At 59.4% G+C, this 22,794-nt stretch carries 25 protein-coding genes and 1 tRNA gene; 16 read left to right on the top strand and 10 right to left on the bottom strand.

Annotated features, from left to right (window positions below; genetic code table 11):
- Positions 1–16: 16 nt before the first annotated feature.
- From EKL02_RS12930 to greB, 4 genes are all read left to right on the top strand, one after another.
- Complete coding sequence (locus EKL02_RS12930; RefSeq protein WP_128902431.1) at positions 17–703, top strand: hypothetical protein; 687 nt, start codon at positions 17–19, stop codon at positions 701–703.
- Positions 704–775: 72 nt separating this feature from the next.
- Entirely contained in the window at positions 776–1,672 is an 897-nt protein-coding gene (gene rlmJ, locus EKL02_RS12925; RefSeq protein ID WP_128902430.1) for a 23S rRNA (adenine(2030)-N(6))-methyltransferase RlmJ, read from the top strand.
- Positions 1,673–1,797: 125 nt separating this feature from the next.
- On the top strand, positions 1,798–3,078 hold the full coding sequence (locus tag EKL02_RS12920) for an EAL domain-containing protein (RefSeq protein ID WP_128902429.1): 1,281 nt from the start codon (positions 1,798–1,800) through the stop codon (positions 3,076–3,078).
- Between the two features lie 34 nt (positions 3,079–3,112).
- Entirely contained in the window at positions 3,113–3,670 is a 558-nt protein-coding gene (gene greB, locus EKL02_RS12915; protein ID WP_128902428.1) for a transcription elongation factor GreB, read from the top strand.
- A 37-nt stretch (positions 3,671–3,707) separates the two neighbouring features.
- On the opposite strand, the gene EKL02_RS12910 is transcribed toward greB, so the two are convergent.
- The 4 genes from EKL02_RS12910 to EKL02_RS12895 are packed head-to-tail and all read right to left on the bottom strand — an operon-like array spanning position 3,708 to position 7,837.
- Positions 3,708–5,969 carry a bifunctional (p)ppGpp synthetase/guanosine-3',5'-bis(diphosphate) 3'-pyrophosphohydrolase gene (locus tag EKL02_RS12910; protein WP_128902427.1) on the bottom strand — a complete coding sequence of 754 codons (2,262 nt, stop codon included), beginning with the start codon at positions 5,967–5,969 and terminating at the stop codon, positions 3,708–3,710.
- 48 nt (positions 5,970–6,017) lie between these two features.
- Positions 6,018–6,221, bottom strand: coding sequence for a DNA-directed RNA polymerase subunit omega (gene rpoZ / locus EKL02_RS12905; RefSeq protein ID WP_128902426.1), 204 nt, complete (start codon positions 6,219–6,221; stop codon positions 6,018–6,020).
- 18 nt (positions 6,222–6,239) lie between these two features.
- Positions 6,240–6,884 carry a guanylate kinase gene (gene gmk, locus EKL02_RS12900; RefSeq protein ID WP_128902425.1) on the bottom strand — a complete coding sequence of 215 codons (645 nt, stop codon included), beginning with the start codon at positions 6,882–6,884 and terminating at the stop codon, positions 6,240–6,242.
- Positions 6,885–6,931: 47 nt separating this feature from the next.
- Positions 6,932–7,837: a YicC/YloC family endoribonuclease gene (locus EKL02_RS12895; RefSeq protein ID WP_128902424.1), complete on the bottom strand. Its 906-nt coding sequence runs from the start codon at positions 7,835–7,837 to the stop codon at positions 6,932–6,934.
- Positions 7,838–7,997: 160 nt separating this feature from the next.
- Between EKL02_RS12895 and EKL02_RS12890 the strand changes: the two genes are divergently transcribed.
- The 11 genes from EKL02_RS12890 (at position 7,998) to EKL02_RS12840 (ending at position 17,951) form a co-directional block, all read left to right on the top strand.
- Positions 7,998–9,008: a serine/threonine-protein kinase gene (locus tag EKL02_RS12890; RefSeq protein WP_128902423.1), complete on the top strand. Its 1,011-nt coding sequence runs from the start codon at positions 7,998–8,000 to the stop codon at positions 9,006–9,008.
- A 12-nt stretch (positions 9,009–9,020) separates the two neighbouring features.
- Positions 9,021–9,950: a PP2C family serine/threonine-protein phosphatase gene (locus tag EKL02_RS12885; protein ID WP_128902422.1), complete on the top strand. Its 930-nt coding sequence runs from the start codon at positions 9,021–9,023 to the stop codon at positions 9,948–9,950.
- 51 nt (positions 9,951–10,001) lie between these two features.
- The gene (rph, locus tag EKL02_RS12880; RefSeq protein WP_128903495.1) at positions 10,002–10,736 is read left to right on the top strand and encodes a ribonuclease PH; all 735 of its coding nucleotides are present in this window, start codon (positions 10,002–10,004) and stop codon (positions 10,734–10,736) included.
- Positions 10,737–10,759: 23 nt separating this feature from the next.
- Positions 10,760–11,071 (top strand): hypothetical protein, encoded by a 312-nt coding sequence (locus EKL02_RS12875; RefSeq protein WP_128902421.1) that lies wholly within the window; start codon positions 10,760–10,762, stop codon positions 11,069–11,071.
- Between the two features lie 28 nt (positions 11,072–11,099).
- Positions 11,100–11,492: a DUF2946 domain-containing protein gene (locus tag EKL02_RS12870; RefSeq protein WP_128902420.1), complete on the top strand. Its 393-nt coding sequence runs from the start codon at positions 11,100–11,102 to the stop codon at positions 11,490–11,492.
- A gap of 317 nt (positions 11,493–11,809) precedes the next feature.
- A complete protein-coding gene (locus tag EKL02_RS12865; protein ID WP_241687874.1) occupies positions 11,810–14,107 on the top strand; it encodes a TonB-dependent receptor in 2,298 nt (765 codons plus the stop codon).
- 93 nt (positions 14,108–14,200) lie between these two features.
- On the top strand, positions 14,201–15,448 hold the full coding sequence (locus tag EKL02_RS12860) for a sialidase family protein (RefSeq protein ID WP_241687710.1): 1,248 nt from the start codon (positions 14,201–14,203) through the stop codon (positions 15,446–15,448).
- A gap of 2 nt (positions 15,449–15,450) precedes the next feature.
- Positions 15,451–15,969, top strand: a complete 519-nt coding sequence (locus EKL02_RS12855; RefSeq protein ID WP_128902418.1) for a hypothetical protein — start codon at positions 15,451–15,453, stop codon at positions 15,967–15,969.
- Between the two features lie 17 nt (positions 15,970–15,986).
- The gene (gene rdgB / locus EKL02_RS12850) at positions 15,987–16,571 is read left to right on the top strand and encodes an RdgB/HAM1 family non-canonical purine NTP pyrophosphatase (RefSeq protein ID WP_128902417.1); all 585 of its coding nucleotides are present in this window, start codon (positions 15,987–15,989) and stop codon (positions 16,569–16,571) included.
- A complete protein-coding gene (hemW, locus tag EKL02_RS12845) occupies positions 16,568–17,812 on the top strand; it encodes a radical SAM family heme chaperone HemW (RefSeq protein WP_128902416.1) in 1,245 nt (414 codons plus the stop codon). The genes rdgB and hemW overlap by 4 nt, the downstream gene beginning before the upstream one ends.
- A 49-nt stretch (positions 17,813–17,861) precedes the next feature.
- Positions 17,862–17,951 (top strand) — tRNA-Ser (locus EKL02_RS12840).
- Positions 17,952–18,025: 74 nt separating this feature from the next.
- Here EKL02_RS12840 and EKL02_RS12835 read toward each other — a convergent pair.
- The 3 genes from EKL02_RS12835 to EKL02_RS12825 form a co-directional block, all read right to left on the bottom strand.
- Complete coding sequence (locus tag EKL02_RS12835; protein ID WP_128902415.1) at positions 18,026–18,334, bottom strand: hypothetical protein; 309 nt, start codon at positions 18,332–18,334, stop codon at positions 18,026–18,028.
- 253 nt (positions 18,335–18,587) lie between these two features.
- Positions 18,588–18,848 carry a hypothetical protein gene (locus tag EKL02_RS12830; protein WP_128902414.1) on the bottom strand — a complete coding sequence of 87 codons (261 nt, stop codon included), beginning with the start codon at positions 18,846–18,848 and terminating at the stop codon, positions 18,588–18,590.
- A 369-nt stretch (positions 18,849–19,217) separates the two neighbouring features.
- Complete coding sequence (locus EKL02_RS12825; protein ID WP_128902413.1) at positions 19,218–19,610, bottom strand: hypothetical protein; 393 nt, start codon at positions 19,608–19,610, stop codon at positions 19,218–19,220.
- Between the two features lie 250 nt (positions 19,611–19,860).
- On the opposite strand from EKL02_RS12825, the gene EKL02_RS12820 reads away from it, so the two are divergent.
- Positions 19,861–20,448: a hemerythrin domain-containing protein gene (locus EKL02_RS12820; protein WP_128902412.1), complete on the top strand. Its 588-nt coding sequence runs from the start codon at positions 19,861–19,863 to the stop codon at positions 20,446–20,448.
- Positions 20,449–20,659: 211 nt separating this feature from the next.
- On the opposite strand, the gene EKL02_RS12815 is transcribed toward EKL02_RS12820, so the two are convergent.
- From EKL02_RS12815 to EKL02_RS12805, 3 genes are all read right to left on the bottom strand, one after another.
- Positions 20,660–20,905, bottom strand: coding sequence for a hypothetical protein (locus EKL02_RS12815; RefSeq protein WP_128902411.1), 246 nt, complete (start codon positions 20,903–20,905; stop codon positions 20,660–20,662).
- A gap of 36 nt (positions 20,906–20,941) precedes the next feature.
- A complete protein-coding gene (locus tag EKL02_RS12810) occupies positions 20,942–21,163 on the bottom strand; it encodes a hypothetical protein (protein ID WP_128902410.1) in 222 nt (73 codons plus the stop codon).
- A gap of 77 nt (positions 21,164–21,240) precedes the next feature.
- Positions 21,241–22,788: a SpoVR family protein gene (locus EKL02_RS12805; RefSeq protein ID WP_128902409.1), complete on the bottom strand. Its 1,548-nt coding sequence runs from the start codon at positions 22,786–22,788 to the stop codon at positions 21,241–21,243.
- Positions 22,789–22,794: the final 6 nt, after the last annotated feature.

Genomic DNA, 22,794 nt, shown 5'->3' with positions numbered 1-22,794 from the left:
CCACAGGGAGCGCGGCATGACAGGAATCGCCGGCAAGAAAAACAGTGACGCCCGGCGGCGCGCCGCCTTGCGCCGGCTCGGCGCAACGGCGCTGGCTGGCAGCGGGTTTTACGCACTGGCATGCGCTGCCATGGCTGGCAGCGGAAAACAGGGCATCGTGCGCATCAAGGGCGCAGTCAGCGTGGATGGCAAGCCTGCTGCGCCCGGCCAGGCGATCGGCCTGGGCCAGAAGGTGGTCACCGGCGCCGACGGCGAAGTGGTTTTCATTGTTGGTCAGGACGCTTTCCTGCAGCGGCCCGACAGCGAATTCTTGATGGAAGCCGGCACTGGCGTTGCGGTCTTGCGCTACCTCTCCGGGAAAATACTTGCCGTCTTCGGCAAGGGGGCAAAGCAGTTGCGCACGCCAACTGCCGCCATCGGCATTCGCGGCACCGCCTGCTACATCGAGGCGGCGCCGGCGCGCACGTATTTTTGCCTGTGTTATGGCGAGGCAGAGCTGGCGCCGCTGGCTGACCCGGATGCGCGCGAGATCCTGCGCACGCAGCACCACGAGCGCCCCCTGTATATCGGCGACAAGCCCGGACAGACCATGATGGCCAAGGCGCCGGTCATCAACCATACCGATGCCGAACTGACGATGCTGGAGGCCCTGGTCGGCCGCAAGCCGCCGTTCGAAGGTGCTGCTTATCCATTCAAATATTGATGCGGCGGCGGCAGGAAGCGCCGCCAGCTGTCATACTTCCTGCTTTCTCCCTGCTTATCGGATTTTTCTTCTATGCTGAGTTACCGTCACGCCTTCCACGCGGGTAATCACGCCGATGTGCTCAAGCACATGGTGCTCATCCAGTTGCTGCGCTACCTGAACCAGAAAGACACGCCCTACATGGTGATCGACACCCATGCCGGCGCCGGCGTGTATGCGCTCGACAGCACGCAGGCAGCCAAGAATGCCGAGTTTGCTACCGGCATCGGCCGCCTGTGGGAGCGGAACGATTTGCCGGAAGCGGTCGCCGACTATGTCGGCCTGATCAAGGCCATGAACCCCAGCGGCAAGATGCGCTACTACCCGGGTTCGCCTTTTTGCGCCGAGAAGGTGATGCGCGAGCAGGACCGCCTGCGCCTGTTCGAATTGCATCCCAACGAGGTCAAGATCCTGTTCGAGAATTTTCAAAAGCTCGAAGCCCATGCGGCGGCCCAGGGCCAGCGTCCCAGCACCCGCGGCAAGCGCGTGTTGGTGCAGAAGGCCGATGGTTTCGACGGCTTGAAAGCCTTGCTGCCGCCGCCTTCGCGGCGTGGTCTGGTGCTGGTCGATCCGCCTTATGAAGTCAAGCAGGATTACCGGCGCGTGGCCAATACGCTGGACGACGCCCTGAAACGTTTTTCTACCGGCACATATGCGGTCTGGTATCCGGTCCTGCAAAGGCCGGAATCGCGCCAGTTGCCGGAACATTTGAAGCGGCTGCCGGCCAAGGACTGGCTGAACGTGACCCTGTCGGTCGGCACGCCGATGCCCGATGGCCTGGGCTTACGCAGCAGTGGCATGTTCGTGCTCAATCCCCCTTACACGCTGGCGCCGGAATTGCGCAAGCTGATGCCGTGGCTGGTCGAAGCCCTGGCGGAAGACGAGGGCGCCCGCTTTACCCTGGAGACCGGAGAAGGCTCCAGGAACTAACGGTAACTTATTTTCAGAAACTGCCATATCATCGGCATGGTTTGCAAGTACAATAAAGAAGTTCTCTGAGGAAAACTTACGTCCTTCGGGTTCTCTATTCCTACTCTAGCAAAGGCATTTTTCCGATGACTCCGGATGCGTTCAATGGGGGCGCCGCACCGGCGCAGCACGCCAGGGATTTTTTCCTGGCGCGCCAACCCATTTTGAACAGGCAGCAGCATCTTGTGGCCTACGAGTTGCTGTTCCGCGATGCGGCTTCCGGCGCGGCCAATGTCGTCGATCATGTCGCCGCCACGGCAACGGTAATGGCGCACGTTGCCGAACTGGGCCTGGACAACGTGGTGGGTGAATCGCTGGGCTTCGTCAATATCGATGCCGCAGTGCTGATGAGCGATTTCATCGGTTTTCTGCCTGCCGACAAGGTTGTCCTGGAAATCCTCGAAACCGTCAAGGTTACCCCTGCCATCATCGCGCGTATCAAGGAGTTGAGCGAGGCTGGCTACCAGTTTGCGCTGGACGACGTGGTGGTGAAGTCGGAGGACGTGCGCCAGTTGTTGCCGTTGGCGCATGTCATCAAGGTGGATATCCTAGGCGTGCAGCCCGATGCCTTGCGCAGCCTCGTCTTTCAGCTCAAGCAGGGCGGCAAGAAGCTGTTGGCGGAAAAAGTCGAGACCATCGCGGAATTCGAGACTTGCCTGGACTTGGGATTTGACTATTTTCAGGGCTATTACTTTGCCAAGCCGCTGATTTTAAGTGGTAAAAAGCTTGCGCCTTCGCAACTTGCGATTGTCCAGCTGATGAACCAGATTGTTGCGGATGAAGACAGTACCGTGCTGGAACACACCATCAAGCATGATGTGTCGCTATCCCTGAATTTGCTGCGGCTGGTCAATTCCGTCGGCATCAGCGGTGGCAGGCATATCGAATCGGTAGGTCAGGCCCTGATCGTGCTGGGGCGCGTGCAATTACAACGCTGGTTGCAAATCCTCCTGTACGCCGGCGCCGGCCAGGGGGATGGCCTGAAATCGCCCTTGTTGGCACTGGCCACCGCCCGTGGCAAGCTGCTGGAGCTCATGACGCTGAAGCGTTATCCCGATCACCGCAGCTTGAGCGAAAAATCCTTTACGGTCGGCATCATGTCGCTGATGGATGTCCTCTTCGGCTTGCCGATGGAGGCCGTGCTCGGGCAACTGACGGTGGCGCAGGAAGTCCACGATGCCTTGCTGTTCCGGCGCGGCGAGCTGGGCGACATGCTCAAGCTGGCTGAATATATCGAACGCATAGAACAAGCCTGGCCGCTGTTGCTGCCTGTAATGCGCAAGCTCGGATTGTCGGCAGAGGATGTGGCGGAGTTGCAGGTGCACGCTTTCCGCTGGAGTAACAGCATCGCCGACGCCAGCGCCTGACATGCCTGGCCTTTAGGGCACTATAATCACGGTCATGAACAAGGCATTTGTCAAGGAAACCGAAGGCGACGAGGATGATCTCGACGCGGCCATGCCGCCGATCCCGGCCGGCGCAAAAAATTACATCACGCCCGCCGGCTATCGCCGCATCAAGGACGAGTTGCTGCAGCTGATCGATGTCGACCGGCCGGAAGTGGTGCGCGTGGTGCACTGGGCCGCGTCCAATGGCGACCGCTCCGAGAATGGCGACTATATCTATGGCAAGAAGCGCCTGCGCGAGATCGACCGCCGCATCCGTTTCCTGACCAAGCGCATGGACCTGGCCGAGGTGGTGGATCCGAGCGTGCATCACGGCTCCGACCAGGTGTTCTTTGGCGCGACCGTCACTTACCAGAACCAGGCTGGCGCCGAGCACACGGTCACCATTGTCGGCATCGACGAGCTCGATCCCCTGAATGGCAAGATCAGCTGGATATCACCGGTGGCGCGCGCCCTGACCAAGGCGCGCGAAGGCGAGGTGGTGACGCTGCATACCCCCGGCGGCATCGAAGAGCTGGAACTGCTGGAAGTGACTTATCCGGCGGCGAGCTAAGTACGCGCAGGGCGGTACCGGCGGGTAGCGGGTTTTCTCAGCCGCGCTCGCGCATGATGCGCGCGACGTTGGGAATGCGTCGGACGTTGCGCAGCAGGCGCGCCAGGTGCACGCGGTCTTCCACCTGGATGGTGAATTTCAGCTGCATCATCAGCTGGTCCTTTTCGCCATCCATGGCCACATAGGTGATATTGGCATCGGATTCGCCGATTTCTGCGGCGATGCGCGCCAGCATGCCGCGCTCGTTCTTGACCAGCACCATGATGCGGCAATCGAAGCGGCGGTTGAGTTCCTCACCCCAGACGACATCGATCCAGCGGTCCGGCTCCTTGGCGCGGTTGCGCTTGGCCTGGTAGCAGTCGAGCGCATGCACGACCAGGCCCTGGTCGCGCCGCAGCTGCCCTTGCAGGCCGTCGCCGGGGATCGGCATGCAGCACTGCGCCAGTTGCACCGACACGCCTTCGGTGCCGTAAATGACGACTGGCGCCGGCTTGCTCTGGATGGCATCGCCCTGGGGATTTTGCGCGACGGCGGCCGACGTCTCGTTTTCCACCAGCCCGAGGATGTGGCGCGCCACCAGGGCGGCCATGCGCTTGCCCACGCCAATGTCGGCGTACAGCTCGTCCATGGACTTTGCGCTGGATTCGTTCAGGATGCGGTCTACCAGCTGCGGCGGCAGTTCCGGGTCGAGCTTGAGTGTGATCAGCGCCTGGTTCAGGAGGCGCCGGCCCAGTTCGGTCGATTCGGCCAGGTTGATCGTGCGCAGGTAGTGACGGATCGCCGAGCGTGCCTTGCCGGTGCGGACAAACGTCAGCCAGTTCGGGCTCGGCCGCGAGGTGGGCGAGGTGATGATCTCGACGATATCGCCATTGCGCAATTCGGAACGCAGGGGCGCCTGCTCGTGGTTGATCTTCACGGCAATGGCCTGGTCGCCCACATCGGTGTGGATGGTGTAGGCAAAGTCGAGCGCGGTGGCGCCGCGGGGCAGGGCGATGATCCGGGACTTGGGGGTGAATACGTACACCGAGTCCGGGAACAGGTCGACCTTGACGTGTTCGAGGAATTCCGCCGAGTCGCCGGTCTGTTTCTGGATATCCAGAAGCGACTGCAGCCAGGCATGGGTGCGCTGCTGCAGGTCGGTCAGGCTGTCTTCCTCGCTCTTGTAGAGCCAGTGGGCAGCCACGCCGGACTCCGCCACGCGGTGCATTTCCTGGGTGCGGATCTGGAATTCCACCGGCGTGCCGTAGGGGCCGATGAGGGTCGTGTGCAGCGACTGGTAGCCGTTCAGCTTGGGGATCGCGATGTAATCCTTGAACTTGCCCGGCATCGGCTTGTACAGCGCATGCAGGGTGCCCAGCGCCACATAGCAGTTGGCGAAGCTGTCGACGACGATGCGAAAGCCGTAGACGTCCAGCACCTGCGAAAACGACAGGTGCTTGCTGCGCATCTTGCGATAGATGCCGTACAGCGTCTTTTCGCGGCCATATACCTGCACTTCCAGGCCGGCGGCGGCCAGGGTGCTTTTCACCGATTCGAGGATCTTGCTGACCACTTCGCGGCGGTTGCCGCGCGCGGATTTTACCGCCTTGGACAGGGTGCGGTAGCGCAGCGGATGCAGGTGCGCGAACGACAGGTCCTGCAGCTCGCGGTAGATATTGTTCAGGCCTAGCCGGTGCGCAATGGGCACATAGACTTCCATGGTCTCGCGGGCGATGCGGCGCTTCTTTTCCGGCGCCATGAAGCCCAGCGTGCGCATGTTGTGCAGGCGGTCGGCCAGCTTGACCAAAATTACGCGCACATCGCGCGCCATGGCCAGCAGCATCTTGCGGAAGTTCTCGGCCTGGATCTCGATCTGGCTCTGGAATTCGAGCTTGTCGAGTTTGGACAGGCCATCCACCAGCGAGGCGACCTGGGCGCCGAAGCGCTCGATCAACTCTTCCTTCTTGACGTCCTGGTCTTCCATGACGTCGTGCAGTAGCGCCGCCATGATTGCCTGCGCATCGAGCTTCCAGTCGGCGCAGATTTCGGCGACGGCAATCGGGTGCGAAATGTAGGGTTCGCCCGATTTGCGCATCTGCCCCAGGTGCATCTCGTCGGAAAAGCGATACGCTTCCTTGACCTTTTTCAGGTCGGACGGGCTGAGGTAGGCGGAGAGCTTGGTGGAGAGTTCGGTGATGGATGCCACGCCGGCGGCAGATGCCGCCTCGGCTGGCGAGCCTGCAGGATTCGCGGCCGTGCGTTTTCCTGCTGCGCGCTTGGCGGCAGCAGGCGACGGCGAATCTGCAGGTAGGATGCTCATGGCAGGGCCTTAGCCCATGACGGGCAACAGCATGGCGCTGTCAGCGCCTCAGGTCGGAACCTTTTTCAGCATTTCGATGCCGACTTTGCCGGCGGCGATTTCACGCAGGGCCAGCACGGTCGGCTTGTCCTTGGCATCGACTTTCGGGGTGTGGCCTTGCAGCAGTTGGCGTGCACGATAGGTGGCAGCCAGGGTCAGCTGGAAACGGTTAGGGATCTGCTTGAGGCAATCTTCGATGGTAATACGGGCCATTTGTGCTCCTGGATCGGGTTAGGTCAAGTTGGCATGGATGCCAAGCTGGGTGAACAGGGACGCGTTGCGTGCCGCCTGTTGCGCGAAGCGGCAACGTGCCGCCTTGATAATTGCGGTCAACTCTGACAAAGCAGTTGCAAAGTCTTGATTAATAATAACATATTCAGACTCTGGCGCGTGGGCGATTTCCCCGCCGGCCGCCAGGATCCGGCGTGTAATGACGTGCGGCTCATCCTGGCCGCGCTTGTGCAGGCGCTCTTCGAGGGCCGCAATCGACGGCGGCAGGATAAAGATGCCGGTCGCTTGCGGAAACTGTTTTTTGACCTGTTGTGCGCCTTGCCAGTCAATTTCCAGAAGGATATCGGTGCCGGCCTTCATTTGTTCGGCAATCTGGATGCGCGACGTGCCATAGTAATTCCCATGGACTTCGGCCGATTCCAGGAATTCCCCGGCATCGCGCTTGACGAGAAAATCGTCCGCAGACGTGAAAAAGTATTCGCGGCCGTGCTGTTCGCCCGGGCGCGGCTGCCGGGTGGTGTAGGAAATCGACAGCTTGATGGCCGGTTCCCGCTCCAGCAGGGCGTTGACCAGGCTGGATTTGCCGGCGCCGGAAGGGGCGACGACCATGAACAGGCTACCGGCAGTGGCGGGTGCGTGGGGCATGGGTTTCCTCTAGTAAAATATTTATCCAGAATAATACTTGGCAGTGATTATTCCAAATTTTGCACTTGTTCGCGCATCTGGTCGATCAGGAGTTTCAGCTCCATCGAGGCGTCCGCCAGTTCCTTCAGGGCGGCCTTGGAGCCAAGCGTATTGGCTTCGCGGTTCAATTCCTGCATCATGAAATCCAGGCGCTTGCCCACCGGGCCGCCCTTTTTCAGGATGTGGCGGGTTTCCTCCAGGTGCGCACCCAGTCGCGCCAGTTCTTCGGCGACATCGATGCGGATGCCGTACAGCGTCACTTCCTGGCGGATGCGGTCGAGCGCATCCTCGCGCGACACGGACGGTGCAGCCAGTGTGCCGGCATTGCCTTGCAATGACACGCCAAGCGCGTCTTCCATGCGTTCGACAGCTTTTTGCAGAAACTGCGCAATTACTACCGGCACCAGCGGGGTAATGCGCTGGACGATGGCTTGCATGGCGTCGACCCGGGCCAGGATGACATTCTGCATGGCTGCGCCTTCGCGGGCGCGCGTTTCCATGAAGGCGTCCAGCGCCGTGGCCAGCGTGGCCTGGATATCGGCCAACAAGGCTTCCTGGGAAAACTGCGCTTCTTCGATCACGCCCGGCCAGCGCAGCAATTCATTGACGCTCAAGGGGGCGGCTGCGGGAAATTGCTGGCGCACGCTGTCCTGCAATTGCGCCAGCGTTGCCAGAACGGCCTGGTTCAAGGCCTGGACATCCCCTTCTGCATGCCGGCGGCCAAAGCTCAGCCGGCACTCAAGCTTGCCGCGGGCGACGCGGGCCATGATGGCTTCGCGCAACGCCGGCTCGGCGGCGCGCAAGTCGTCATTGAGCTTGAATTGCAAGTCGAGAAAGCGTGAATTGACGCTCTTGAGTTCAACGGTGACAGTGCCGGCAGCGGTTTCGCGCGTGGCGACCGCATAACCGGTCATGCTATGGATAGTCAAAATGGAAACCTCGGTTTATCTTTACAAAACAGTGATTTATCCACACAATCAATGTCATTGTGTTTAGGTAAGGAACTCGTCGGCGCTAGCGCGCCGCAGCTGATGGATTCCACGCCATTTTATCGCTTTATCATGGAGTCACTACTTGGCAGCCCAGAATAATGCTCCCTTGCCAGACGGCCTGGAAATTGCCGGATACCGCATTGTAAAGAAGATCGCATCCGGCGGCTTCAGTATTGTCTATCTTGCATACGATGAAGACGGCAACGCTGTCGCCATCAAGGAATATTTGCCCAGTTCGCTGGCGCTGCGCGAGCCTGGTGAGCTGGTGCCGATCATCGCCGCGGAAAACCTGCCCATCTTCCGCATTGGCCTGAAGTGCTTTTTCGAGGAAGGCCGGGCGCTGGCGCGCATCGCCCATCCCAACGTGGTCAGCGTGCTGAATTTTTTCCGAGCCAACGATACGGTCTACATGGTGATGGCCTACGAGTCCGGCCGGTCCCTGCAGGAGTACATCCTGCGCCGGCGCGACAAGGGCGAGCGGCCCATCGTTTCCGAGCGCTTCATTCGCAAGATGTTTTCGCACGTGATGATGGGCCTGCGTGAAGTGCACACCAACAAGCTGCTGCATCTCGACCTGAAGCCGGCCAATATCTACCTGCGCGTCGATGGCACGCCCATCCTGCTGGATTTCGGCGCGGCCCGCCAGACCCTGAAGACCGACCAGCCCAAGCTGTATCCGATGTATACGCCGGGCTTTGCGCCGCCGGAACTCTACGAGAAAAGCGGCAATCTCGGCCCCTGGACCGATATCTACAGCATCGGCGCCTCGATGTTCGCCTGCATGGTGGGCGCGCCGCCGCAGCCTGCGGACCAGCGCAAGGTCTCGGACAAGATGGAAGGCCACTTGCGCAAGCTGGAGGGCATCTATTCGAGCGAATTGCTCGACGTGATTCGCTGGAGCCTCAAGCTCGATTCCCTGGAGCGGCCGCAAAGCGTGTTTGCACTGCAAAAGGCCTTGCGTGAACCGATCCCGGAAAAGAAGGGCACTGAAAGCCTGCAGAACCTGTCGCGCAAAGTGCGCGGCCTGTTCAGCCGGTTCGGCAAGGACAAGGACGCGCTCGATACCCTCCAGGAAACCACCCAGTATCAATAAGCCGAATAAGTCATGCGATTTTCCGTCTACCAAGAAAGCAATATCGGCGGCCGCAAGGTCAACCAGGACCGCATGGGGTACAGCTTTACGCGGGATGCCCTGCTGTTGCTGCTGGCCGACGGCATGGGCGGACATATCCAGGGTGATGCGGCGGCGACGATTGCCATGCAAACCATCGCCTCGCTATTCCAGCGCAATGCCAACCCCTATGTCAAAAAGCCGGAGCGCTTCCTGGAAGAGAGTTTCTTTGCCGCGCACCGCGAAATTCACCGTTATCGTGCCATCAACAACTTGCCGGAAACGCCGCGCACCACCATCGTCGCCTGCCTGATCCAGCATAACACTGCCTTCTGGGCTCACTGCGGCGATTCGCGGCTGTACTGGATGCGCAATGGCCAGATCCTCATGCGCACGCGCGACCATTCGCGCATCGAAACCCTGATCGCCCAGGGCAAGGTCGATCCTTCCGAGCGCGATACGCACCCGGAGCGCAACAAGCTGTTCAATTGCCTGGGGGCGCCCAACATGCCGATCGTCGAGATCTCGCGCAACGCCAGCCTGCAGGCCGGCGACGTGATGCTGCTGTGTTCGGATGGCCTGTGGTCGATCCTGCCCGACCACCAGCTCGCCCATGCGCTGCAAAACAACACCATCGTGCGCGCCGTGCCGCAACTGGTCAATTCCGCCGCCAGCATCGCCGGCAAGACCAGTGACAACGTGACCGCCCTGGCCATGATGTGGGAAGGCGGCGATGGCAGCGACGATGTCAATTCGATCACGACCAATGTGCTGCCGATCGGCGCCGTCACGACCACCATCGAGGCGCCGCGCCATGCCGACCTCGAAAGCGCCGATCTGTACGATGATAACGACATCGAAAGGGCAATCGAGGAAATCCGCAACGCCATCGAAAAATCCTCGAAGGTCACGGGCAAGGGGTAAACTGCGGGGTTCGTTGCACTGAATTATTTAACCCACTCTGACCCCATGATGATTTCTGCCGAGATTCGCCCGAGCGGCCGCGCCGCCGACATATTGCGCCCAGTGCGCCTGACCCGCCAGTACACCAAGCATGCCGAAGGTTCGGTGCTGATCGAATTCGGCGACACCAAGGTCATTTGCACGGCCAGCATCGAAGACAAGGTGCCCGGCTTTTTAAAGGGCAAGGGGCAAGGCTGGCTAACTGCCGAATATGGCATGCTGCCGCGTTCCACCCATAGCCGCATGGACCGCGAAGCCGCCAAGGGCAAGCAGTCCGGCCGCACCCAGGAAATCCAGCGCCTGATCGGCCGCTCCCTGCGCGCCGCGTTCGACCTCAACGGCTTCGGCGAGCGCACCCTGCATCTTGATTGCGACGTCATCCAGGCCGATGGCGGCACGCGCACTGCCTCGATCACCGGCGCCATGGTGGCCGCCTACGACGCCTTCGCGCAACTGGCCGCGCGCCAGCTGATCGCAGCCATTCCGTTGCGGCATTTTGTCGCGGCGATCTCGGTCGGCGTGTATCGCGGCACCCCGGTGCTGGACCTGGATTACCTCGAAGATTCGGCCTGCGACACCGACATGAACGTGGTGATGACCGATGCCGGGCATTTTATTGAGGTGCAGGGCACCGCCGAGGGCGAAGCCTTCGACCGCAACACCATGGACCGTTTGCTGGACCTGGCGCAGGCCGGCATCGTCCAGTTGAACCGCCTGCAGAAAGAGGCGCTGGGCCTGGCAGGCTGAACCCGGCGTGCAGGCAGACAAACATGCGCAACTGGCCACAGGAATCGAAACAGGCGCTGCGCCTGCTGGCGGCAGCGCGCTACTTTTTGCCGGAAGCGCTTGATTGTCCGGCCGACCTTGAGCGCGGCTATCACACAGCGCTGCGCCTGGGCGAATGCCCGGCCGCGCTGGATGCCCTGGAGCAGATTGGCTACCTGCACAGCGGCCATGAAACAGAAGCGCATTTCTGGAAAGAGCTGTACTACGCCGCCCAGCAGATGGGTTTGCCCGAGCATGCCTTGCGCTACCAGGAGCAGATCAGGATCATCTCGGCAATGCTGCGCATGCAAGGCTGATGCGCAGCTGGCGTGATAGAATTTCGGCATGACTTCCTCCCGGTTCACCAGACGCATCACCGCGGCCTTCGCATGCCTGGCGATCCTGATGGCTGCGCTCGCGCCGTCGATTTCGCATGCACTGTCCGATTCCGGCAAGTCACGTTTCCTGTGGTCCGAAATCTGTTCCTCGGCAGGCCTGAAACTGATCAAGCTGGACCTGGGGCCGGCGTCGCCCACACATGGCGAACCTGCCAGCGCCTTTGATCATTGCCCATTCTGCCAGACCCATGGCGGCATGCCTGCCTTGCCGTCATCTGTTGCGTTTGTCTTGCCTGCCTATCAGGGCAGTTTTCCCTTCCCCTCGCTGTTTTATCAGGCGCCACGCCCGCTGTTCGTGTGGGCCAGTCCGCAATCCCGTGCGCCACCTGCGCAATCCTGATTTCAACTGATAACGGCTGGCCTTGTCCATGCGCGGGCATGCCTGCCGTTTCACGTCATCCTGAGAAAAAGCCCGTCTGTACGGAGCGACGTTCTTTCTGTCCCTGCCGGCTTTCGCAAGCCGGGCAAAGGCCCGGGCTTGCAAAGACCTGATTCACATCAAGGTCATGAAAGGCCGGTCTGGGAAAGAATGGCTTCAGCGAAATACCTCAGGCTTGTCTTAACGAAATGGAAGTAATCATGGTCACGCAGAAAAAAAACAGCAGCTTGCCGCTGACGACGCCTACCGTAATGGCATTGGTCATTGCACAACTTTTCATGACGAACGCTTTCGCCCAGGGCGTGGCAACCGACGCGCCCGTCAAAGAGCTTGGCACCGTTACCGTTTACGGCGGACGGCCGACGTCGTTGCCGACGCAAATCCCGACGACGATGGAAGGCACGACGAAGGAACAGATCGAAGCGACCGTCAATGCAACCGACAGCCAGGATGCGCTGAAGTATTTTCCCAGCCTGCTGGTGCGCAAACGCTATATCGGCGACTATAACCATGCCATTTTGTCCAGCCGTGCTTCAGGCACCGGCAACAGCGCGCGTTCGGCCGTCTATGCAGACGGCATCTTGTTATCCAATTATCTGGGCAATGGCGTCGGGGGGTTGAGTTTTCCGCCGCGCTGGGGAATGGTTACCCCCGAAGAAATCGAGCGAGCCGACGTAATGTATGGCCCGTTCTCTGCAGCTTATCCTGGCAACTCCGTCGGTGCGGTGGTGGATTATGTCACCCGCATGCCGACAAAATTCGAGGCCCATGCCAAGGCCAACTATGTCTCGCAACCCTTCAAGCTTTACAACACCGATACGACGTATAACGCGTGGCAGACCAGCGCCTCGGTCGGCGACAGGAGTGGCGACTGGTCGTGGTTCTTTAACTACAATCACACTGACAGTCATGGCCAGCCGTTGACCTTTCCGACGCGTTTTCTCAGTAACGGGATTGCCAGCGCAGCCGGAACTCCCGTGACCGGGATGCTAGTGGATAGAAACAATGCTAATGCGCCGATCTATGTTCTTGGCACTGGCACCGAATACCACACGATTCAGGATCACGCCAAGATCAAGCTGGCCTACGATATTACGCCGACCATTCGCGCCAGCTACCTGCTAGGCATTTGGCAAAATTCGTCGGAGGGTCGACCCGTTTCGTATTTGCGCGATGCGGCCGGCCAGCCGGTATACAGCGGTCCCATCAATATCAATGGGCTCGCGTACACCGGTGCCCAAGCCTTAACCGGGGGCGACTTTGCATTGACCAATGAAAAATTGACTCACGTCATGCACGGCCTCTCGGTGAAAAGTAATACGAAAGGCGCATGGGATTGGGAGGTCGCCGCCAGCCTCTACGACTACGACAAAGACCAGAAGCGCCAGAACGCGGGGAGCAATCCTATGGCGAGCGCCGCGACCGGTGGTGCCGGCACGATCGCCGATGGCGACGGTACCGGCTGGAATACACTGGCATTCAAAGGCACCTGGCGTCCTCAAGGGATCAAGGGTGCGCATATTGTCGATTTTGGCATGCAACAAGATAGCTACACGCTGAATTACCTCACTTCCAATATCGCCGGAAACTGGCAGGCCGACGCTGCCGGCGCGCTGGCCAATGAGGTTGGCGGCAAGGCGACATTGCGCAGCTTATGGGCGCAAGATGCCTGGAAATTTGATCCGAAGTGGAAAGCCGTACTTGGCGCAAGGCTTGAAAACTGGACTGCTTCTAGCGGTTTCACCAGGACTGGCGGCCTTGCCCCGGCCGAAGCACGCTATGCCGACCGCAGCGAAAACTTCATTTCGCCTAAAGCGGCGCTGTCTTATCAATGGCGGAGCGACACCGTGCTGAAGGCGTCAATTGGCCGTGCGGTGCGTATGCCAACCGTATCGGAACTCTATGGCGCCACGACCACCGTCAATGCGCAGTTCATCAATGATCCGAACCTCAAGCCGGAAAAATCATGGACAACGGAACTCACGGCTGAAAAGGACTTGGGCAGCGGCATACTGCGCCTGACGTTCTTCACGGAAGATACCCGCGATTCGATCTATTCGCAGACGGCTTTAAACCCGCTGACCAACACCAACGTCACCCGCGTGCAAAACGTCGGCCGCATCCATACCAATGGCCTGGAAATGGCATTTAACGGCAACGATGTCTTCAAGAAGGGACTGGACTTGTCGGGCAGCATTACCTATGCCGATTCCATCATCAAGGAAAACAGCGGTTTTGTGGCAGCGCCGGGCGATACCATCGGCAAACGGCAACCCAACATTCCGGAATGGCGCGCCACTGCGTTGATCAGCTACCGCTTCGACGAGCGCTGGACTGCTGCACTGGGTGCGCGCTATAGCGGCCCGCAGTATCGCACTCTGAACAACGCGGATGTGAATGGATTCACCTACCAAGGGGTGAGCAAGTACTTCACGACAGATTTGCGCGTGCGGTACCGGGTTGCCAAGCAATGGACAGCGGCCTTTGGCATCGACAATCTCAACAATTACAAATATTGGAATTTCCATCCTTATCCGCAGCGCAGCTACACCGCGGAGCTGAAATTCGACATGTAAGTGATTGAAGGGAAAGGGCTTCCAGGAGAAATGCAGTGAGCCGCAGTTTGAACCTGGAGCGCCAATTGAACAAATTATCAAATGGAGGAAATGATGAGCCGAGTAAGGTATGAAGCACGCACTGCGCTGGCGATGCTTTATTGCGTGCTTGCCTTCGCGGCCGGTTCGGCGCAAAGCGCTCATGCGCACGAGGAACACGCCGCGCCCAGGGTCGCCGGACGCACCGAGCTCGGCACTTCCGCCGCAGTGGACAGGGAAGGGCACCTCTGGGTCGCGACAAAAGAATCGCTCGACGGCGGCGACTTCGTGGTGCTGCGCCAGTCCGCCGACCTGGGTAAGACCTGGTCGGCGCCGAGGAAAGTACAGCAGGCGCCGGAGCCGGTCGCCGCGGGCGGTGATGATCGTCCAAAGCTTGCGTTCGGCAGCAAGGGCGAAATCTATGTTGCCTACACGCGGCCGATCGCCAAGCCGCACGTGGGTGAAATCCGTTTCGCCCGTTCGCTGGACGGCGGCCGGAGTTTTTCTGATCCTGTCACGGTGCATGCCAATCGTGACAGGATTGCCCATGCCTTCGGCTCCATGATCGTTGATGGTGCTGGCAGGATCTATATCGCCTGGATCGATGGGCGCGGCGCAGCGGATGCAAAGGCCCAAGGTATGCCTTATCGCGGCTCCGCCGTGTATTACGCCGTGTCGGACGATGCCGGCAACAGCTTCAGGGGCGATTACAGGCTGGCGGACCATAGCTGCGAATGCTGCCGCATCGCCATGGCGCTGACGCCGGACGGCAAGCCGGTGGCGCTGTGGCGGCATGTGTTCGAGCCGAACGCCCGCGACCATGCCATTGCGGTGCTGGCGCCGGATGGCAAAGGGACGGCGCCGGCGCGCGCGACCTTCGACGACTGGCGCATCGATGCCTGCCCCCATCATGGCCCGGGGCTGGCCTATGCCGACGATGGCACGCGCCACCAGGTATGGTTCAACCTGAAGGGCGACGAGGGCGGGGTGTTCCATGCCAGCGTCAGTCCGGCCGGCGTCATGGGCACGCCGCAGCGTCTCGGCACGGCGCAGGCCGCGCATGCCGATGTGGCTGTTCTCGGCAAGCATGTCGTGCTGGCGTGGCGCCAGTTCGATGGCAAGGGCACGGCTATCCTCGGCAAGCATTCCGGCGATGGCGGCCTGACCTGGCGCGATATGGAACTGGCGCGCACGTCCCAGGGTTCGGACCAACCCCGCCTGCTGAAGACCCCGGACGGCATCGTGCTGGCCTGGCGCACTCAACAAGAAGGCATGCGCATCGTGCCTGTCATTGCGAACGCAGCGGTCAATGCGGAGAAGTAAACATGAAGACAGTATCAGCAAGAATTGTTGCCGCAATTGGTATGGCGGTTTTTCTGGGCGCCGGTGTGGCCGCGGCGCCTGCCGCCGCAACTGGGCCGGCAGCGCAAACCCTGCGGGCATTTGAGCCGGACAGTTTCGAGCGCCTGGTCGCGCAGCAGCAAGGCAAGCCCTTTGTCCTGGTGCTCTGGTCGCTGGATTGCCAGTATTGCATCGCCAGTTTGAAAACGCTTGGCCAGGAACAGCGCAAGCGCAAGGCCTTGCGCGTGGTGACGCTCTCGACCGATGCCGCTGCCGACCCTGAGCTGGGGCCGATGATGCGCCAGCGGCTGGCCGCCTTCGGCTTGCCCGGCAACGCCTGGGCGTACGGGGAAGCACCCGCGGAGCAATTGCGGTATATGATAGACCCCAAATGGCATGGGGAAAAACCGCGCAGCTACTGGTTTAATGCGCGCGGTGAGCGCATCGCCCATTCCGGTTTGATCACGCCAGCCACGATCGACCAGCTGACCAGTGGCTGGTAATTTTATACAATCCATTCATGACCCAAACCCTCGTTCTCGCTTCCAATAATGCAGGCAAGCTAAAAGAATTTTCCCAGCTGCTGGCGCCGCTGGGCTTTGACTTGCAGCCGCAGGGCGCTTTCCAGGTGCCCGAAGCGGATGAGCCGCACCAGACTTTTGTCGAAAATGCCCTGGCCAAGGCACGCCATGCGTCGCGCCTGACCGGTTTGCCGGCACTGGCGGACGATTCGGGTATTTGTGTGCAGGCATTGCAGGGCGCGCCCGGGGTCTGGTCGGCGCGCTATGCGGGCGAACCGAAGTCGGATACCCGCAACAGTGAAAAGCTGGTGGCCGAACTGGCCGACCAGGCCGACAAGCGCGCTTATTATTATTGTGTGCTGGTATTCGTGCGCCATGCCGACGATCCGCAGCCGCTGATTGCCGACGGGCGCTGGGATGGCGAAGTCATTGCGGCGCCGCGTGGCGCCGGCGGATTCGGCTACGATCCGCATTTCTGGCTGCCCACCCTGGACAAGACGGTTGCCGAGTTGACCTCGGAAGAAAAGAATCGCCTGTCGCACCGCGGCCAGGCCATGCGCCTGCTGGTTGAAAAACTCCGATGATTCCAATCAAGCCTGTTGGCATGGCGCCGGCCTCGGGTGCCGGCCCATCCGCCGCGGCCCAGGCAGCCAATGCCTACCTGAAGCCCGGCATCCTCAATTTGCAAAGCCTGCCGCCGCTGGCCCTGTACGTGCACTTTCCCTGGTGCGTACGCAAGTGCCCGTATTGCGATTTCAATTCGCATGAAGCGCAGGGCGGTTTTCCAGAGCAGGAATACCTTGACGCCATGCGCGCGGACCTGGAAAGCGCCTTGCCGCTGGTCTGGGGGCGGCGCATCCATACGGTTTTCATCGGCGGCGGCACGCCCAGCCTGATGTCGGCCGCAGGCCTGGAGCGGCTGCTGTCGGATATCCGCACGCTGTTGCCGCTCGACGGCCGGGCGGAAATCACCATGGAAGCCAACCCGGGTACCTTCGAAGCAGAAAAATTCAAGTCGTATCGCGACAGCGGCATCAATCGTCTGTCGATCGGCATCCAGAGTTTCAATTCGCGCCATCTCGAAGCGCTGGGACGTATCCATGACGGCGACCAGGCACGCCGCGCCATCGAGATTGCCCACGCCAGCTTTGACAATTTCAACCTCGACCTGATGTATGCCCTGCCACAGCAGACCATGGCCGAAGCGCGCGCCGACCTCGCCCTGGCCATCGCCGCGGCAGCGCCGCACCTGTCGCTCTACCACCTGACGCTGGAGCCGAACACCTATTTCGCCAAGTATCCGCCGGCCTTGCCGGACGACGACGCCAGCGCCGAAATGCAGGACATGATCGAAGAGGCGACTGCCGCGGCCGGCTACACCCATTACGAAGTCTCGGCCTATGCCCAGGCCGGCAGGCAGGCGCGCCACAACCTGAATTACTGGGAGTTCGGCGATTACCTGGGCATCGGCGCCGGCGCCCATTCCAAGCTGTCTTTCCCGCACCGCATCGTGCGCCAGGCGCGCTACAAGCAACCCAGGGCGTACATGCAGCAAGTTGCCGCCGGCAATTCCGTGCAAGAGGAAAGGGAAATCGGCCGGGGCGAACTAGGCTTTGAATTCATGCTGAACGCCCTGCGTTTGCGCGACGGCTTTGCCGTCAACCTGTTTGCCGAACGCACCGGGCTGACCGTGAACACGATCGAGGCCGAGCTGAATGCCGCCGAAGCCAAGGGATTGCTGTACCGCGACCACCAGGTCATCATGCCAACGGCGCTTGGGCAGCGCTTCTTGAATGATTTGCAAGAAATGTTCTTGCAAGACTAGAAAATCTTGTGGCACCGCCGAGCGCCTTGGGTATAATTAGGCCCCCGAAGGAGGTTTGGGTGAGTGGTTTAAACCAGCAGTCTTGAAAACTGCCGACGGGGTGACCCGTCCGTGAGTTCGAATCTCACAGCCTCCGCCAGAAATGCAAAACGGCCCATGATGGGCCGTTTTTTTCGCCTGCGCTAACGTTGCCGCTGCGAGAAGGGGCGTCGCTCATTTTCGGCGGCGAACCGGGGTGCCGTGCGCGCCCACTTTTTCTTTCTCTTCCAGGCCTGGCAGGGCCAATTGCGCCAGGACTTCCAGCTTGGTCCTTTGCGCCGGTACGCGCGGTTTCAAGATCGGCAATGGGCCGGTCAGTTTCCTGACGTTGGCCTTGATCTCCATGAATTGCTCCGATTTGGCCAGACGAACCAAGGCAAGCAAGGTTTGCTCGTAAACATGCTTCTGTCGCAAACTGGCGTTTTGCGCGCTATAAGCGTCGACCAGCGATTTCACCATTTGAAGGCTTGTCAGATCTTGCATGTTTGTCTCCTTGTAAATAATTTCTTTAAGCTATTATTCCTCGTTGAAATTTGACAACGTTGAGTAAAATCAATTTCCTTTGAGAGACATTTGTGTAGTTGATTAGGAGAAACAGAAGCCGTTAAAAATCTCGGAGGAAACCTAATCTCGTTTCAGAATCGTTGTATTTTCGAAGAAATAGAAAAGGGAAACCCCAAGAAGCGGTTTCCCTTAGGGGAATTAGCCCTGCTCGCGAAAATCGCAAGCGCAGTATTTAATCGCGGCCAGCCAGATAACGCAGTTCAGCTGCCTGATTGGGCATGAACGCATCAAATTCGCGCGCCAGGCGGCTCAACTCGGCAGCAGTAGCCGCTTTGTCTTCCGTGGCTTTCGCAAGAACCGGTGCGGCTTCGACACGCGCGGGATCAATCGCCAGCAAGGCGGCAATGAAGCTGCGTGCGGCGCGGCCCAGATTTTCGCTATAGGAATGAACCGGGCTGACATACGGATAAGTTGCAAAATTAGAGTTGAACATGATGTCCTCCTGTGAAATTTGATACTTTCATTATGGCCTCTCCAAGCTATAAATCAAATTACGAGTTTTGATTATTGATATTCAGAAGTTGAATGACATGGCGGCGTGCTTCATTCCTGATAACGCTGGAAACGGACGCGCGTAGTGACGAAAATTCTTTCTAAAAAAGAATTTTTCAAAAATTTATTCTTATAAATCAGTGGCTTGAGAGTTTTCTTGAAGTAATCTTTGCTGCGTCATGGCCGCTGGCGGTGGCGTGGCGCTGGCAAGCGGCCATGAAACACACATGATGAATTTATTGCATCGTAGAAATACTGTTTGACGAAAAAGCATGAAAATAGTGGGTAATCCGGCAGGCCAACGCCTCGCCTAGCCTGCCCGGCCATGCCTGGCGGTCTCGTGCCGGGTGTGGCCACGGCGGGATTTTTTGGTGGTGGCGCCACTTGCGGCATGAGAGGCTACCTCCGGAGGCGCCATCTCTGCTCCTGGCGCTTTTGCCGATTGGGCAGGTTCCAGGGTTTCGAGCGCTGCTGCGGCGTCCGCGTCCTCTGGAGGGGTATGGCTTTCGCGCTGGGCGATGAATTGCTGTTCCTCGGTTACCTGCAGCAGCGAGCCGCCATCCATGGGGTGCTCCTGTTGCCGGACCTGCTCCTGCTGCTCGCGCAGATGCTCGGTATCTTTCTGGTCGGCCAATTCGGTCGGCGTCTTTTCGCCGGAACCAATATCAGCTTCGTCCATGAAGTGCTCGATTTTAGGTTTCATTGCAGTCTCCGATTTTGTGAGTCCTGTCCGCCGGCGGAATAGCCTTGCCGATCATGTCACTGAGATACGTCCAGTGATTCTTAGTTCGAGGACAATCGGCTCCGGGCGAAAGAATATGCGGCAGGATTTCCAATTGGAACCTTCACTCGCTGGCGGTGCATTTGTGCTATCGCAAATGCAAAGTGATCCAAGTGAGTAATTTGGATCTTGGCGTGTCCATGTGAACAACCGCCTTGCAGAAAGGTACGGCATGATCAAACGTCCTCAGCTCGTTTTGCCGACGGTCGTCTATCCGGACGTAATCGGATTGCTGACGCTCGACCATCGTAAGGTGCAGGCCCTGTTTGCGGAATTGCAGGCAAAAAAGGGACGGATGCGCACGCACGAGAAGTTTGAACTTGTGCGCAAGGCCTGCGCCGAGTTGCTGATTCATTTCGCAATCGAGGAAGGCATTTTTTATCCGAGGGTGCGCGAGGAAATACACGACGACGCCGCAATGGACGAAGCCTGGGATCAGCACGACTCCGCTAAAAGCCTGATTATCTTATTGGGCAAGATACCGCCGGATGAACCCATGTTCGATTCGAAGGTGCGCATCCTGGCGGAGCAGGTCGAGCACCATATCCAGGACGAGGAAGGCGTCATGTTTCCGCAGGTTCTGGTGTCCAACGTCGACCTGATTGCCTTGGGAAGGGAATTGTTGGACGCTAAAAATGCCATGCGTGCCCGCTATGGGATGCCGATTGAGGAAATCGCGGATGAACAATTTCCCGAAGAAGATGTCTATCTATCGTCCTCGCATGCGCATCGCGCGGCTGCCAGGATGAGACATTTGTGAACTGGAAATCAGACAGGAACCACGACGTACACGGCGGGCGCGCCGGAAAAACCCCATAGCGGGAATACCATGGCCTTTGGCCTTAGCCTGCATGAAGCGAATGCTTTTTGTCACTCGCTGAAGAAGAAAGCGCCATGCCTTTCGTCACGCCCGCCGTGTGCGCCGTGGTTTTCCTTGGTATCTGTGCTATATCAGGGGCCAGCGGGCCCGCTCAGGGCCAAGGCGTTGGATTGGTATCGAGGTAAGGGGCATTTTCCTGTGCAGTGGTCGATGCTGGCGCAGATGTGCCTTCATGCAACTTGCGGCCCAAAATCTGGCTGACTTCGCGACGTGATTCCGCAAAATCCGATGACATCAGGGGATAATTTTTTTCCGGCCAATTGGCGATTGCCCAGCTGGTGAATTCGTCAAAACGACGTACCAGTTCGCTTGCATAATCTTCCGCTGCATCGGCCATCGCTGCCTCCTGTTTGCCTGGATGTGCTGGTTGTGGCTATGTGAGCGGGTCAACCTTTGCCCCAACATGCGGTGCATCGCGCTGCGCCGCCGACGGATCGGGGTGCGGCGGTTGCTCTTCCTCGTCCGGCGTCGGTTCCTCGCCGGGCAAGGGTTCTTCTTCCGGGATCGGCGCGCGATGCAGGCGCAGGACTATGTTGCCGCAAAGTGAGGCGTTGCCCGGCATGGCCCGGGAATGCGGAAAGGCAGCAGATGACATGGTTGATCCCGGTGACCGTGTTATTTCTATGAGCGGCAGGGCGCAAAGCGGTTCCCCCATTGCCTGCCCCATCCTTGTCATTTCTTGTGCCGGCGCCGCTTCTCTGCCTTGGATTCCAGGGTGTGCAGCACCGTGCCTTCGGGATTGACGGTTTCCAGGTGGACGTCGAAGTTCCAAAGGCGCGTTACATGCCGCAAGACTTCCTCGGCACTCTGGTGGAGCGGCCGCCGCTGGAACTGCGTATGGCGCAGGGTCAGCGTACGGTCGCCGTGGGTATTGACTGACCAAACCTGGATGTTCGGCTCCCGGTTGCCGAGGTTGTATTGGGCGGCCAGTTGCTCGCGCACGTGACGGTAGCCGCTGTCGTCATGGATCGCCGACACATACAGGTTTTCATTACGGTCATCATCGAGCACCGAAAAGAAATGGAATTCGCGGATCAGCTTGGGCGACAGGTATTGCGCGATGAAGCTTTCATCCTTGAAGTTGCGCATGGCGAAATCCAGCGTCTTGACCCAGTCGCTGCCGGCAATTTCCGGGAACCAGGCGCGGTCTTCCTCGGTGGGCGCTTCGCAAATGCGGCGGATGTCGCGCATCATGGCAAAGCCCAGGGCGTACGGGTTGATGCCGCTGTAGTAGGGGCTGGAAATGGGCGGCTGGTACACCACGTTGGTGTGGCTTTGCAAAAATTCCATCATGAAGCCATTGCCGACGATGCCTTCCTCGTACAACTGGTTGAGGATGGTGTAGTGCCAGAAGGTGGCCCAGCCTTCGTTCATGACTTGCGTCTGCCGCTGCGGATAGAAATACTGGGAAATCTTGCGTACGATGCGCACGATTTCGCGCTGCCAGGGTTCCAGCAGCGGCGCGTATTTTTCGATGAAGTACAGCAAGTTTTCCTGCGGTTCTTCAGGGAAACGATGATGGGCTTCCTCGTGCGCTTCCTCTTCGCGCCGCGGCAGCGTGCGCCAGAGGTCGTTGACTTGCGACTGCAGGTATTGCTCGCGTTCCTTCTGGCGCGCGTATTCCTTTTCCAGCGACAGCTTGGCGGGGCGCTTGTAGCGGTCAACGCCGTAATTTTGCAGGGCATGGCAGGAATCGAGCAGCAATTCGACTTCCTCGATGCCGTGGCGCTCCTCACACTGGCTGATGTACTTTCTGGCAAACACCATGTAATCCACAATGGCTTCGGCATCGGTCCAGGTACGGAAAAGGTAGTTTCCCTTGAAGAAAGAATTATGGCCGTAGGCGGCATGCGCGATCACCAGCGTCTGCATCATCAGACTGTTTTCTTCCATCAGGTAGGCGATGCACGGATTCGAATTGATGACGATCTCGTACGCCAGGCCCATCTGGCCGCGCTTGTAACTCTTTTCCGTCGCCAGGAAGTGCTTGCCGAATGACCAGTGATGATATGACACCGGCAAGCCGACCGAGGCATAGGCATCCATCATCTGCTCGGCGCTGATGATTTCGAGCTGGTTCGGATAGGTGTCCAGGCCAAATTTTTCAGCCACGCGGCGCACTTCTTCGTGCGCCTGTTCGATCAGGTCGAAAGTCCATTCCGACTGCTCGGGCAGGCGGCGCGGGTTTTCGGGTTCAGGCAGGGCATGCACGGCATTCATGGACAA

Source organism: Janthinobacterium sp. 17J80-10, assembly GCF_004114795.1.
Taxonomy (GTDB): domain Bacteria; phylum Pseudomonadota; class Gammaproteobacteria; order Burkholderiales; family Burkholderiaceae_D; genus Paucimonas.
Note: the sequence above shows the minus strand (reverse complement) of the source record. Positions and strands in the feature narration are given on the sequence as shown.